Source organism: Bacillus luti (assembly GCF_001884105.1).
GTDB lineage: Bacteria > Bacillota > Bacilli > Bacillales > Bacillaceae_G > Bacillus_A > Bacillus_A luti.
Map to the genome: position 1 here is coordinate 38072 of NZ_MACI01000009.1, position 12963 is coordinate 51034.

The following is a 12963-nucleotide window of genomic DNA, read 5'->3' on the forward strand; positions in this document are numbered from 1 at the left end:
ATTTACAAATTCAACTCAAAAATATTGAAATAAAAAGAAGTTCCAAAAGAGGAACTTCTTTTACTTAATTTCGATATCCGCAGAATGAATATGATGTACTTTTCCTTCATGATCCTCCAGAAGCAATACACCATCCTCTGTAATTCCTTTTGCTACCCCCGTAATCGTCTCTCTCATCGTTCGAGCGGTAATTTCTTTCCCGATGCTCACAGCGTAACTTTCCCAAAGAATTTTAATAACAGAGAAACCATTTTGTAAATACTCTTCATATAATTTTTCTAGTTGTAAATAGATTTGTTGCATAAGCTCTGCACGAACAATCGGCTTACCTGATTCAATCGCTAATGAAGTAGCAATGTGCTGAATTTCTTCGTCAAAATGTTCTTGCTTTTGATTCGCATTAATACCAATTCCCATGATGACAGCATTAATTTTATCAGGATCCGCTTGCATTTCTGTTAATATGCCGACAGCTTTTTTACCTTGGATTAAAATATCATTTGGCCATTTTATTCCTACGTTTACACCCGCACATTTTTCAATTGCTTGCGCAACGCTAACTGCAGCTAACAAAGTAAGCTGCGGTGCATGATGAACCGGGATTGATGGACGCAAAATAATACTCATCCAAATTCCTGTTCCTTTTGGCGAATGCCATTTTCTGCTTAAACGACCTCTGCCCGCTGTTTGCTCTTCTGCTACAACAATCGTTCCTTCTTCTGCACCTTCATAAGCAAGTCTTGCCGCAATATGCTGCGTAGATTCAACAGTTTCTTCAAAATACACTGTTCTACCAATTCGCTTCGTTTGTAGCCCTAACTGAATTTCATTAGCAGTCACTTTGTCTGGCTTACTTGCAATGCGGTAACCTAATCGACGCACAGCTTCAAGTTCATATCCCTCACTCCTGAGATCTTCCATATGTTTCCACACAGCAGTTCTTGAACAACCAAGTTTATCACTAATCGTTTGGCCGGATACAAACTCGCCATCCGCTTCAGAAAAAACTTGCAATAACTGCTTTCTTATAGTAGATTGCATCCTTGCAGCCACTCCCTTATACGCTCTTTCTCATTAACTACGTTTCCTTGTACGATTGCTTCCTCGATTTTCTGAAGCATTTCAGCAACCCACGGACCAGGATTTTTGTTTGCCCAGTTTAATAAATCATTACCAGTCACATTCATTTCTTGACGGCTCTTTATTGGCAATGCTTGAAACAATGTTTGTACTCGTTTAACAGATGTAGGGTCATAGCTTTCAATCATCGCTTCATATACTCGCTCTGCCATTTCAGCAATATGAATTCCCGTTTTATAAAGAAGAACTGTATCCCAATCCTTCTCCTTTCTAGTACGGATTGCTAATAAAATTGCGACAATATCTTTTATTTTTTTATTCGAAAACTTCCATTGACGTAAAAAGACGGATGGATGTTCTTCTCCGATACAATATAAGAAAAATGCCCACGCCTCAATATCCGTTTCGAAAGAATCCCATTTATACTGCGTAGCTTTTAACAGTCTCTCTTCTGACATTTGTAAATATGGCAAATGAGAAAATAGCTTCGTCTCTACTAACTCTTGGAGACCCTTCACACAATATGTGCCAGTTAACAGTTTCTCAAACTCTACTGTAATACGCTCAATTGCTATATGTTCCAGCAAATGTCCATACGTTTCAATTGCTTGCTTCGTTTTTGTTTCTAAAGCAAATCCTAACGTACTTACGAATCGAATACCACGCATCATTCGCAGGGCATCTTCTTGAAAGCGATCTGCCGCATTTCCAACTGTTACAATTTCTTTCTTTTGAATCGCTTCCTGCCCAGCAAATAAATCAACCATTTCGCCTTCTTCTGTCATGGCAATCGCATTCATTGTAAAATCACGGCGCTTTAAATCTTCTTCTAATGAACGAACAAATTGAACACTACTAGGTCTTCGAAAATCTTCATATTCGCTTTCTGTTCGAAAAGTGGTTACCTCATAAGGTTCACCATTTTCTACAACAATTACAGTTCCATGCTCAAGACCAACGGGAACATGCCTCGGAAACATTCCCATCACTTCTTCTGGTAAAGCAGATGTCGCAATATCAATATCTCCAATCGGTCTGTCGATAATAAGATCTCTCACGCTCCCACCAACAAAGTAAGCCTCATGTCCTTGTCGCTTTAATGTCTCAATAATAGAACTAGCTTTTTTAAATCTTTCCATTTTTGTCATCCCTTAGTACGTCATAGTAAATCGTTTCATATTGTGAGACGATTTTTTCTGAGCGGAACTGCTCGTAAACACTTTCTCTCGCTCGTTCTCCCATATTACGGTGAAGTTCCTCATCCTTTAACAGCTGAATAGCTTGATTTGCCACTCCTGTTATATCGCCAACTTCACATAAATACCCTGTTTCACCATGTTGAATGACCTCTGGAATACCTCCAACCCTTGTTCCGATACAAGGTACACCACACGCCATCGCTTCTAATAAAACAAGGCCAAAACTTTCCTTCTCTGATAGAAGCAACATTAAGTCACTCATCGCAAGTAACTCTGCAACATTATCCTGTTTTCCTAGGAATAAAACGCGATCTTCAATATGTAAGTTCTTCACTAACTGTAAGATCGTACAAAATTCTGGTCCGTCCCCAACAAGAAGCAACTTCGCATCTACTTCTTTAGCCACTTTAGCAAATGCCTGAACAACGTCCTGTACACGTTTCACTTTACGGAAATTTGAAATATGAATCAGTATCTTTTCACTCTCACTTATACCGTATTCTTTCTTTAATTGAGACATATCGCGCTTGAAATATACGCGTTCATCTATAAAGTTGTATACCGTTTGAATGTCTTTATTTGGTTTTACAAGCTCATGCGTTTCATCAATTAATGAATGCGAGACAGCCGTAACAACATCCGACTGCTCAATACCAAACCGAATTAAATTATTTAACGAAGGGTCGGAACCTAACACAGTAATATCTGTTCCATGCAAGGTTGTAACAATTTTAATGCGCTCTCCAATCATTTGTTTTGCTAAATACGCACAAATCGCATGTGGTATTGCGTAATGCACATGTAAAATATCTAAGTTTTCTCTTTGTGCAACCTCTGCCATTTTACTCGCTAATGCTAAATCGTATGGTGGATATTGAAATACAGAGTATTGATTTACTGTCACTTCATGGAAATAAATGTTTGGATACACTTTATTTAACCGGAATGGTAAACCCGATGTAATAAAATGAATTTCATGCCCGCGCTCCGCCAATTGCTTTCCTAATTCTGTTCCAACAACTCCAGAACCACCTACAGAAGGATAACATGTAATACCTATTTTCAATTTCATTTACATCCCCCTATTAAATCAGCATGTAATAAAACCGGTTTCTTACTCATAAATCCTTCGGCATACAAAGCTCCCACTTCTTTTCCAAACATCTTCTCACGAGCGACCACAGTTTCAACGTAACCTTCTGTTAACGGCGTCTTAACACCATCACTCCCTGTTGAAAACTGACTTTCATACGCTTCTAATGCCTCCACTTTTTGCGATAGGTACTCACTAATATCTATACAAAAATTCGGTTTATGAAAACCATTAATCATATAATTATAAAATGACTCTACACGATGCGGTGGAAGTTCTGGCATATATTTACGGATTCCTGCCGAAAAAATAGCTTCTTCCACAAGCTTTGCACAATTTGCATGATCTGGATGACGATCTTCATAATACGGTGCAAAAACTAGTTTTGGTTTATATGTACGGATCACCTTTACAATTTCACGTATATACTCTTCTTTCATATACAAACCACGGTCTGGCATCGCTAAATTCAGTCTCGTCTTTACTCCCATTATACGAGCAGCGACCTTTGCTTCTTCTTTTCTCAACTCTATCGTTCCATTTGAAGAAAGATCAGCTTCTGTTAAATCACAAATACCTACTTCATACCCTTGCTTTGTATATTTAGCAATGGTACCAGCCATGCCGATTTCAACATCATCGGCATGAGCACCAAACGCTAATATATGTAATCCACTCATAATTGTTCCCCTCATTTTCTTAACTTGCGATAATCTAAATCTCCTCGCTCTAATGCGTGCATTAACATTTCAGCACTTGCCATATTCGTTGCAAGTGGAATCGCATATACATCGCATAAACGAAGCAACGCATTCACATCAGGTTCATGCGGTTGTGCTGTTAATGGATCACGGAAGAAAATCACCATATCCATATCATTTTTTGCAATCATCGCACCGATTTCTTGGTCACCGCCAAGTGGACCCGACTGATATCTTGTTACAACTAAACCAGTCGCTTCCATAATACGAAGTCCTGTCGTTCCGGTTGCAAATAATTCATGTTTTTCAAAAATTGGTTTATACGCGTATGCAAACGAAACCATATCATTTTTCTTTTTGTCATGTGCAATTAAGGCAATTTTCATCCGTTGTCTCCCCTTTAGTCGATAATATTTTCTAAACCGTACACAAGATGATCCAGGTTCATTACTGTCTCAATTGATAGTTTTACACCTGACATAAATGATGCACGATTAAATGAATCATGACGAACTGTTAACATTTGTCCATCCCCACCGAACATTACTTCTTGGTGCGCAATAAGTCCTGGTAAACGCACACTATGAATGTGAATACCATCTACATTTGCACCACGTGCTCCTGCTAATTGTTCCGTTTCATTAGGATGTCCTTGCTCTTTTGGCACACGATTTTGACGGATTAACTCTACCGTTTTTACAGCTGTACCAGATGGTGCATCTAATTTTTGGTCATGATGTAATTCAATTACTTCAACATCTTGGAAATACTTCGCTGCCATTTGTGAGAATTTCATCATAAGAACTGCACCAATTGCAAAGTTTGGAGCGATAATTGTTCCTACTTCTTTTTCTTTTGCATTTTCTGTTAATTGCTTTAGTTCTTCTTCAGTAAATCCAGTTGTACCAATAACAGATCGAAGTCCACGTTCAACTGCAAGTGTCACATGTTTCTTTCCAACTTCTGGTGTTGTTAAATCTAATAATACATCTGCTTCTACTTCATCTAAACAAGTATGTAAATCTGCGTAAACTGGTGTGTCTAACATCGGCATACCAGGTAAATCGGAAATCTTCTCTCCACCATGCTTATAATCCACTGCTGCTACTAAATTGAAATGTTCTGTTCTTTCCATAAGAAGGACTGCTTCATGTCCCATACGTCCTCTTGGCCCAGCGATAATTACTTTAATTTCTTTCATTATTCTTTCTCTCCCTCATCAATACGTGTCCAACGATCTTTATCACGTGTATTAAATTTCTCCATTACAATGTTATGTGCTGTTTCTAAATCAATATTTAAACTATTTGCCATACAAATCATAACAAACAATACATCTCCAAGCTCTTCTTCAATACTTCGTTCTTTTTCAGTTGTTTTCTTCGGTTTCTCACCATAATAATGGTTTAATTCCCTCGCAAGCTCTCCCATTTCTTCTGTTAAACGAGCCATCATTGCAAGCGGGCTGAAATAACCTTCTTTAAACTGACCGATATATGCATCTACTTCTTTCTGCATATCCTTCATCGTTTTTGCTTCCATACAATTCACCTCTAATCCTTCCTCTTTCATGTTAGCCAATTCATCGCGATTTGACAAATATTATTCCCCGCCAAACACCTATTTGCGACCCTTTTTTGGATAGACTATAATAAAGTGAAACTTTCTTTTGCGATTTTTGCAAAAGATTAGTTGAACCAATCGGGTCCCTACGGCTGGTTTGTACTTCTTCCTTGCTCCATCTCCTACCAGCCGTTGGGACGGGGTAAAGTGAAACTTTCTTTTGCGATTTTTGCAAAAGATTAGCCCACACCAATCGGGTTCCTACGGCTAGTTCGCCTTTCTTCAGTGCTTTATCTCCTACCTGCCGTTGGAACGGGGTAAAGTGAAACTTCTTTTGCTTGGTTTTGGCAAAAGATCAGCCCACACCAATCGGGCCCTACGGAATTTTACTATTTTCACCAACAACTAGAAATAACTTTTTATTATGTTTTATCGTTTCAGCGGAGCACTGCCAATCATTACATAATTAGGGGGATTTCTATATGAAAGCAAACTTGAAGATCCGAAATATCATTTTCATTTTAATCGGTTCCGCTATTTTCTCTTTCGGTATTGTGAATATCAATATTGAAAACCACCTTGCAGAGGGTGGCTTTACTGGTATTACGCTATTATTATACTTTCTATTTTCGCTTGATCCTTCCTATACAAACTTAATTTTGAATATTCCTATATTTTTTATCGGTTGGAAGTTACTCGGTCGAACGACATTTTTGTACACATTAATAGGTACCTTTAGCGTATCTTTATTCCTATGGGTTTTTCAGCGTTACGAAGTACTCAACTTACATTTAAACTTGCAAAATGATATGACACTCGCTGCTTTATTCGCTGGAGCATTTATCGGTATCGGGCTTGGAATTATATTTAAGTACGGCGGTACTACTGGCGGTGTTGATATTATTGCAAGGCTAGCTCACAAATATTTTGGATGGAGTATGGGAAAAACGATGTTTATGTTTGATGCCGTCGTTATTGTCGTCTCTATGCTTACCTATTTATCCTATCGCGAAGGCATGTATACGTTAGTTGCTGTTTTTATCGGCGCAAAAGTCATCGATTTTATGCAAGAAGGTGCTTATGCAGCTAAAGGAGCAACTATTATCTCGGATAGAAACGATGAAATTGCTGCAAAAATTTTATCCGAAATGGAGCGCGGTGCAACCTTTTTAAAAGCTGTTGGATCCTATACAAAAATAGAACGTAACGTATTGTATTGCGTCGTTGCAAAAAATGAAATCGTGAAATTAAAAAATATCATTACTTCTGTAGATCCTCACGCCTTTGTTGCTGTAAGTGATGTACATGATGTAGTTGGCGAAGGATTTACATTAGATGAAAATAAAAAACCGTTACATAATTAATATGACTAGAAAAGCTGCTTAGCTTTTCTAGTTTTTTATTGATATATGTTGCTTCAGCTTCTCTAAATCCTCATAAATCAACTCCAATAAACTCCGGTTATAAAAAATTGAAGCTGGATGAAAGGTCGGAAAAATATGATATTCTTTCTCTGACCATGTAAACTCTGCACTTTGCATATCCTTTAATTTTTGAATGGGTTGTTTTAATAATTTTCCGTGTACATCTGTTATTTTTTTATTTTTTCCTGTTAAACGTTGAAGACCGATATTTCCAAGCGTTACGATAAGCTTCGGGTTTATTTGCTCTAATTCATAATCTAACAAAGGTGCATGCGCAATTATTTCCCCTTGATTTGGCGTTCTATTATATTTTTTCTGTATGATTTCACCATTTCGTTCTTTTTTCTCTCGCCATTTATAAGGTCTACTCCGAACAGCGCTCGTAATATATACTTCTTCCCTTGTAACTTGAATCCGTTCTAAAAAACCCATCAATTGTTTTCCTGCCCTCCCGCTAAACGGTATCCCATTATGAATTTCTGTTTCACCAGGCGCTTCTCCTAACAACATAAATTTTGGATTTTCAGGACCTTGTCCCCTTAAAAAACCTTCTAATTGATAAGAATTACTACGTTCTTTCACTTGTTTTACTAGATCGTCTGGATATTGCACCATCTTCACCTGCCTTTATCATACGCTGCTTATATGTATTTTGATTTTCTTACAACGTTTCTTTCATTTTATCCTATCCATTTATTACAAATAATAAAAAAAGACTATCATAATTGATAGTCTTTAGTCGTCGCTACGCTGCATACCAGTATACATTAATACGAGACGTAATAATTCAAATACCGCTACAGCTGCAGCTGCTACATATGTTAATGCTGCCGCATTTAATACTTTACGAGCTTGGCCATATTCATCTGTGGATACGATACCTAGCGCTTCGATTTGTTGCATTGCACGTTTTGATGCATCAAACTCAACTGGTAATGTAACCAGTTGGAACACAACACCTGCTGCCATTAAAATAATTCCTAATAACAATAGTTTTGACATTGTCGCAAATATACCAATCATAATAAATACCCATGATATATTCGAGCCAAAATTGGCTACAGGAACTAACGAATGACGAATACGCATAAAGTTATAATCTTGTGCATCTTGAATCGCGTGTCCTACTTCGTGTGCTGCAACTGCTGTACCAGCAACTGAATGACCGTAATAGTTATCTGTTGATAATCGAACCGTTTTGGCAGTTGGATCATAATGGTCTGATAAATGACCTGGTGTTTCTTCCACAGCTACGTTGTATAATCCATTTTCATCTAAAATTTTTCGAGCCACTTCCGCTCCTGTCATACCTGATGTTGAATAAACTTGTGAATACTTGCTATAGGCACTACGTACTCTTGACTGTGCATACAACGGTATGATCATTATGATCGCGAAGTAAATTAAATAAAACATCATGAACCTCCATTGAAGTTTTAATTATAGTACTTCTCATTCTATTTTCTTCTGCCATTATTGTCAATGAATAAACCTTACAATCCATATCTTTATTTATCCGTATTATCTATTTTTAGAATGCATATTACTTTTTCGTTTCTCTCTCTCTCCTTTATACTTTCTCCATCCAACATAAGTTAATGTGAATAAAATAAGCCCTCCAGTAATTGTCATAAACCAAATGAGAGAGGGGCCAATTTCATCCTTTTTTACTGTGTGAAATATCTTTTGCAAATCCCCTTTAATAATTCCTAATTGCATTTGACCGCCTTTCGTTTTTAACATTACGTTACGAAATTCGTCCAAATAAGATAAATGAGCATTTACACGTTGCACCTCGTTTTCCGGCAGGGCAATCATTAGGCTTGGATAAATAATATTAAATTCCTTTAAAAATGTATTTAACGTTTGTTGAAACTGCCCGGTATCTTCTTTTTTCATCGCTTTTTCCATTTGAGAAAAGGCATCCATTACTTTCCCTTCTCTTTCCATCCAAAGTGGTTGATATTTCGATACTTGTGCATCAACAGCAAGTTGTAGTGCTAACACATTATCAATTTTTACTTGCTTACCTAAATCCTCTTCCGAGAGAGATTGTTTCGCCTTGTCGTAAGCTAAAGAAATGACTCTAAATTGATCTGGTGTTACCTCTTGCTTTTTTTCATTTCCCTTTATTACAAACTGCTCCGAGAAATGTTGTAATACTTGCACAGCTTTTTCATCTTCATTACGCTTCACTAATTGTAATGAGTCGTCTAACAATCCTGTTAACTCACTCCACTCTTCAGCATATATACGTAACGGAAACATTATAATTAGAAATGCGATCAATCCAATTAATGTTCTCTTCATCCCGGTCCCCCCTATAACTACTAGTACAAAATATGTTGAATTGGACAAGAATAGAACAGAACTGGACTGAAAAATATATTATCGTTTTCAAAACAAAAAAATTCTCTTTAAACAGAGAATTTTTTCTTTGAACCCCTTTTCTTTTTTACGAAATATCTATACAAACTGAAACAAAGTATACTACCACTTAAAATGAATAATAAAATAGCACATGCAGCATGCATAAAGAACTCTTCCGGTAGCATTAATATAATTGGATCCGTTTCAATATCAAACATCCAATAATCATTACTGAATAAAAGCTTATGGAATAATACAAAACTCTTTTCAAAATTAATAGCAATTGGTAACATCAGTGCTATCGGAAATATAATCGTTAAAATCGATCCGTGCAGTAAAAACTTTTCGTTTTTTCTTTTTAATAAATAAACGCCGCCTATCACTACTATCATAATTGTCGCATACATCACATATTGAATCTTTACTAAAATATTTTTAACATCTACAAAATGTATACGCCCATTTGTAGACATATCTAATGTTGGTAATTGTAATGCCCCGTCATAAAACGGAGATAAATATGTAATAAGCACATCATAATTCCTCTTAATTTCATCCTTCGTCATATCCGCTAAATCTGGAATATTTAAAAAATCAATTTCAAAATAATACAGCCATTTCCCATATACAACCGCCATTGTTGCAAGTGCAAAAATAGAAAATGCGATACTATATGAAACAACTATCGTAATCAATCGATCCAATATTTTTGTACCACTCTTATTTTTCTTCATTTTCTCCCCCTAAATGTTCTCACTACCATAAAGAAAACTGTTTCCTGTTCTCACGTAAGCAATAATAATATGTGATGCACAGCACAGCAATACTTAACCAAAATGTAAAATAACCAATTTTCTCTACAAACAAATGCATAATGCCATATCTCGGCATTTGCCAAAATAAATAATCAATTGCGTCATTATGTAATGTCCATATACCTGCCACTACAAAATGCCATTTTTTTATACGGTAAAATGGTGCATATAACACTCCCTGCACTGCCATTGCAAAATGCGATAGCATTAACATATATCCCATAAGACCAATAGGACCTTTTACATAAATCATAACCCCATTTACAACCACAGCCCATATACCATATTTTATTAAAGTAACAATTGCTAGCGCCTCTATTAATCCCCAGTTTCTCTTTATTAAGAAACCAATTAAAACAAAGACAAAAAAGAGACTCGCCATAGGACTATCTGGTACAAACGGCCAAAATATAGGTGAAGTTTCTTTTAATTGATTTCCATACCATATAAATCCGTAAATTGTACCTAATATATTAACAGCCAATAAAAATAATAATACCGAGCGTTGTCTTAACATTGCATACAAGTAAACCAAGCTGTACATCCAACACCTTTCATTCTTTCATCAAACTCTACTCTATTATATAGCAAACTTACTGTCATCAAAATAAAAAGCTGACTACAAAATTTGTAGTCAGCTTTTTTTACTTCTTATTATATTTTGCAATAAATTCCGAAAGCTTTTTCAGTTCTTCATCTGTACCTTTAAATACTCCTTTAGGCATTGAACCTTTTCCATCCTTCGCAATTTTAGCAATTTCTTCTGGTTTTAAAGTTAAATTTTGCAAAGCCGGTGCTGCCGCTCCGCCTTGTAAATTGTCACCGTGACATGTTAAACAAGTATTTTTTTGCATTAACTTGTATCCATCATCATTTTTATCAACTGGTGCTGTTTTTACAATCGCTCCTTGTTTTTTTGCAGCTTCCCAGTCGTGATGTGCTACAGATTCCCAAGTTAAAAAGATAATCGATGCAATTGCTAAAAGCATAAATCCAGTTGCCACAGGTCGCTTCAATGGGCGTCTTTCTGGTCCTCGATCAAGAAATGGAGCTAACAATAATGCTCCAAACGCAATCCCTGGCATAATAAATGCTCCAATTACAGTAAATGAACCAGAAGCATACGAGTACTTTAATAACTGATACAAGAATAAGAAATACCAATCTGGAAGTGGTATATATCCTGCATCTGTTGGATCCGCCATTCTCTCAAGCGGTGATGGATGCGCCACTGTTAAACATAAATAACCGATTAAAAAAACTGCACCAACCATCCATTCTTTTAACAAAAAGTTCGGCCAAAATGCTTCTGTTTTTCCTGGGTATTCAGAATAGTCTTTCGGAATATTTGGTTTCCGAGCTACCGGTACCCGAGAATCTCCTACAAACTTCATCCCTTTGCCGCGATGCATAATCTCCCTCCTTTAGTTCTTTCCCCTTTAATTTAGCAATCTCTTATAGCGGACCGGAAATACCTTGTTTGCGAATCATGATGAAGTGGAAGGCCATTAAACCTAGAAGTGCTGCTGGTAAGAAGAAGACGTGAATAGCAAAGAAGCGAGTTAATGTTTGAGCGCCAACAATTTCGGAATGACCAGCGAGTAATGTTTTTATATAAGGACCAATGAGCGGCGTTTGCTCTGCAATTTGAATCCCTACTTTCGTAGCAAATAACGCTTTCATATCCCATGGTAATAAATATCCGGTAAAACCAAGACCTAACATAACAAAGAAAATAAGAACACCAACAATCCAGTTTAACTCACGAGGCTTTTTATACGCACCTTGGAAGAAAACTCTGAGTGTATGTAAAAACATCATTACAATTACGAGACTAGCACCCCAGTGGTGCATACCACGAACAATTTGTCCGTATGCAACTTCATTTTGCAAATAATACACCGATTCCCAAGCATTTTTAATATCAGGCACATAATACATTGTCAAAAACATTCCAGATAAAATTTGAATTACAGTAACGAAAAAAGTAAGTCCTCCAAAACAATACACGAACGCAGAAAAGTGATGTGCTGGGTTTACATGTTCAGGTACTTCATGATCAGCGATATCGCGCCATATTGGTGTAATATCTAACCGTTCATCTACCCAATCATAAATTTTATTTAGCATCTACTTTGCACCCCCTTTTGGCTTCGCTTTGCCTAAATAAAGCGTTCCATCTTTCACTTTAGATTCGTATACATCGAGTGGAGCAAGGGGCGGCGTGCCTTTAATGTTCATTCCATCTTTTGTATAACGGCCCCCGTGACATGGGCAAAAGAATTGATTCGGATGTGCTTTGTCCGAATTCCAGTTAACTGTACAACCTAAATGTTTACATACTGGAGAGAATGCAACAATGTCTCCGCTTTCATCTTTATGAACCCAAGCTGATTTTGGCTCTTCAGACTTGTACCAACCATCAACCTGCTTCACCTTAAAGTCGAAACGTTTTGGTTCTGTTGTAATATCCTTTACTTGTGCAACAGCAACCATATCTGTTCCCGCTTCTTTTCTTAACACCGGATCAAGCGCAAATCGCGTCATCGGCATTAGAATACCTGCTGCCATAAAGCCTCCTACCCCTGTAAGTGTGTAATTTAAAAATTGTCTTCTTGACACACGATGTTCTTTCTCGCTCACGAAAATTTCCCCCCTCTATCAGAAATTGTCCCCTCGTGATAAATTATATAAAAAATAAAAACTAGGACACTATCA

The 12963-nt window shown here is 36.9% G+C and carries 16 protein-coding genes; 1 reads left to right on the forward strand and 15 read right to left on the reverse strand.

Going from position 1 to position 12963, the window contains the following annotated elements; translation table 11 throughout:
• Positions 1-60: 60 nt before the first annotated feature.
• Genes BAQ48_RS01760 through BAQ48_RS01790 form a run of 7 tightly spaced genes read right to left on the reverse strand, consistent with a single transcriptional unit; the run spans position 61 to position 5615 of the window.
• A complete protein-coding gene (locus tag BAQ48_RS01760) occupies positions 61-1041 on the reverse strand; it encodes a biotin--[acetyl-CoA-carboxylase] ligase (protein ID WP_001192066.1) in 981 nt (326 codons plus the stop codon).
• The gene (locus BAQ48_RS01765; protein WP_071709763.1) at positions 1026-2219 is read right to left on the reverse strand and encodes a CCA tRNA nucleotidyltransferase; all 1194 of its coding nucleotides are present in this window, start codon (positions 2217-2219) and stop codon (positions 1026-1028) included. Before BAQ48_RS01765 ends, BAQ48_RS01760 begins: the two co-directional genes overlap by 16 nt.
• On the reverse strand, positions 2206-3351 hold the full coding sequence (gene bshA / locus BAQ48_RS01770) for an N-acetyl-alpha-D-glucosaminyl L-malate synthase BshA (protein ID WP_071709764.1): 1146 nt from the start codon (positions 3349-3351) through the stop codon (positions 2206-2208). The genes BAQ48_RS01765 and bshA overlap by 14 nt, the downstream gene beginning before the upstream one ends.
• A complete protein-coding gene (bshB1, locus tag BAQ48_RS01775; RefSeq protein ID WP_071709765.1) occupies positions 3348-4052 on the reverse strand; it encodes a bacillithiol biosynthesis deacetylase BshB1 in 705 nt (234 codons plus the stop codon). The genes bshA and bshB1 overlap by 4 nt, the downstream gene beginning before the upstream one ends.
• 11 nt (positions 4053-4063) lie before the next feature.
• Positions 4064-4459 (reverse strand): methylglyoxal synthase, encoded by a 396-nt coding sequence (gene mgsA, locus BAQ48_RS01780; RefSeq protein WP_000684760.1) that lies wholly within the window; start codon positions 4457-4459, stop codon positions 4064-4066.
• Between the two features lie 14 nt (positions 4460-4473).
• A complete protein-coding gene (gene dapB, locus BAQ48_RS01785; protein WP_071709766.1) occupies positions 4474-5274 on the reverse strand; it encodes a dihydrodipicolinate reductase in 801 nt (266 codons plus the stop codon).
• Positions 5274-5615, reverse strand: coding sequence for a nucleotide pyrophosphohydrolase (locus BAQ48_RS01790; RefSeq protein ID WP_071709801.1), 342 nt, complete (start codon positions 5613-5615; stop codon positions 5274-5276). Before BAQ48_RS01790 ends, dapB begins: the two co-directional genes overlap by 1 nt.
• Positions 5616-6118: 503 nt before the next feature.
• On the opposite strand from BAQ48_RS01790, the gene BAQ48_RS01800 reads away from it, so the two are divergent.
• Positions 6119-7000: a YitT family protein gene (locus tag BAQ48_RS01800; RefSeq protein ID WP_071709768.1), complete on the forward strand. Its 882-nt coding sequence runs from the start codon at positions 6119-6121 to the stop codon at positions 6998-7000.
• Positions 7001-7027: 27 nt separating this feature from the next.
• Here BAQ48_RS01800 and BAQ48_RS01805 read toward each other — a convergent pair whose 3' ends face one another.
• From BAQ48_RS01805 to qcrA, 8 genes are all read right to left on the reverse strand, one after another.
• Entirely contained in the window at positions 7028-7672 is a 645-nt protein-coding gene (locus BAQ48_RS01805) for a uracil-DNA glycosylase (protein ID WP_071709769.1), read from the reverse strand.
• 123 nt (positions 7673-7795) lie between these two features.
• Complete coding sequence (locus tag BAQ48_RS01810) at positions 7796-8479, reverse strand: zinc metallopeptidase (RefSeq protein WP_011109966.1); 684 nt, start codon at positions 8477-8479, stop codon at positions 7796-7798.
• Between the two features lie 102 nt (positions 8480-8581).
• Entirely contained in the window at positions 8582-9370 is a 789-nt protein-coding gene (gene ypjB / locus BAQ48_RS01815) for a sporulation protein YpjB (RefSeq protein WP_071709770.1), read from the reverse strand.
• Between the two features lie 107 nt (positions 9371-9477).
• Positions 9478-10164 carry a lipoprotein intramolecular transacylase Lit gene (lit, locus tag BAQ48_RS01820; RefSeq protein ID WP_071709771.1) on the reverse strand — a complete coding sequence of 229 codons (687 nt, stop codon included), beginning with the start codon at positions 10162-10164 and terminating at the stop codon, positions 9478-9480.
• Positions 10165-10186: 22 nt separating this feature from the next.
• The gene (gene lhaT / locus BAQ48_RS01825) at positions 10187-10780 is read right to left on the reverse strand and encodes a lipoprotein heptaprenylglyceryl N-acetyltransferase LhaT (RefSeq protein ID WP_116758450.1); all 594 of its coding nucleotides are present in this window, start codon (positions 10778-10780) and stop codon (positions 10187-10189) included.
• A 109-nt stretch (positions 10781-10889) separates the two neighbouring features.
• A complete protein-coding gene (gene qcrC / locus BAQ48_RS01830; protein WP_000554600.1) occupies positions 10890-11657 on the reverse strand; it encodes a menaquinol-cytochrome c reductase cytochrome b/c subunit in 768 nt (255 codons plus the stop codon).
• 43 nt (positions 11658-11700) lie between these two features.
• The gene (qcrB, locus tag BAQ48_RS01835; RefSeq protein WP_000932700.1) at positions 11701-12375 is read right to left on the reverse strand and encodes a menaquinol-cytochrome c reductase cytochrome b subunit; all 675 of its coding nucleotides are present in this window, start codon (positions 12373-12375) and stop codon (positions 11701-11703) included.
• Positions 12376-12888, reverse strand: a complete 513-nt coding sequence (gene qcrA, locus BAQ48_RS01840; RefSeq protein WP_001290419.1) for a menaquinol-cytochrome c reductase iron-sulfur subunit — start codon at positions 12886-12888, stop codon at positions 12376-12378.
• Positions 12889-12963 lie beyond the last annotated feature (75 nt).

Excerpts from the sequence above, each read along its gene's own strand:
- qcrB (WP_000932700.1), bottom strand. The coding sequence starts at position 12,375 with ATGCTAAATAAAATTTATGATTGGGTAGATGAACGGTTAGATATTACA.
- BAQ48_RS01810 (WP_011109966.1), bottom strand. The coding sequence starts at position 8,479 with ATGATGTTTTATTTAATTTACTTCGCGATCATAATGATCATACCGTTG.
- dapB (WP_071709766.1), bottom strand. The coding sequence starts at position 5,274 with ATGAAAGAAATTAAAGTAATTATCGCTGGGCCAAGAGGACGTATGGGA.
- BAQ48_RS01790 (WP_071709801.1), bottom strand. The coding sequence starts at position 5,615 with ATGGAAGCAAAAACGATGAAGGATATGCAGAAAGAAGTAGATGCATAT.
- bshB1 (WP_071709765.1), bottom strand. The coding sequence starts at position 4,052 with ATGAGTGGATTACATATATTAGCGTTTGGTGCTCATGCCGATGATGTT.
- mgsA (WP_000684760.1), bottom strand. The coding sequence starts at position 4,459 with ATGAAAATTGCCTTAATTGCACATGACAAAAAGAAAAATGATATGGTT.
- BAQ48_RS01800 (WP_071709768.1), top strand. The coding sequence starts at position 6,119 with ATGAAAGCAAACTTGAAGATCCGAAATATCATTTTCATTTTAATCGGT.
- BAQ48_RS01765 (WP_071709763.1), bottom strand. The coding sequence starts at position 2,219 with ATGGAAAGATTTAAAAAAGCTAGTTCTATTATTGAGACATTAAAGCGA.
- lit (WP_071709771.1), bottom strand. The coding sequence starts at position 10,164 with ATGAAGAAAAATAAGAGTGGTACAAAAATATTGGATCGATTGATTACG.
- qcrC (WP_000554600.1), bottom strand. The coding sequence starts at position 11,657 with ATGCATCGCGGCAAAGGGATGAAGTTTGTAGGAGATTCTCGGGTACCG.
- ypjB (WP_071709770.1), bottom strand. The coding sequence starts at position 9,370 with ATGAAGAGAACATTAATTGGATTGATCGCATTTCTAATTATAATGTTT.
- BAQ48_RS01760 (WP_001192066.1), bottom strand. The coding sequence starts at position 1,041 with ATGCAATCTACTATAAGAAAGCAGTTATTGCAAGTTTTTTCTGAAGCG.
- bshA (WP_071709764.1), bottom strand. The coding sequence starts at position 3,351 with ATGAAATTGAAAATAGGTATTACATGTTATCCTTCTGTAGGTGGTTCT.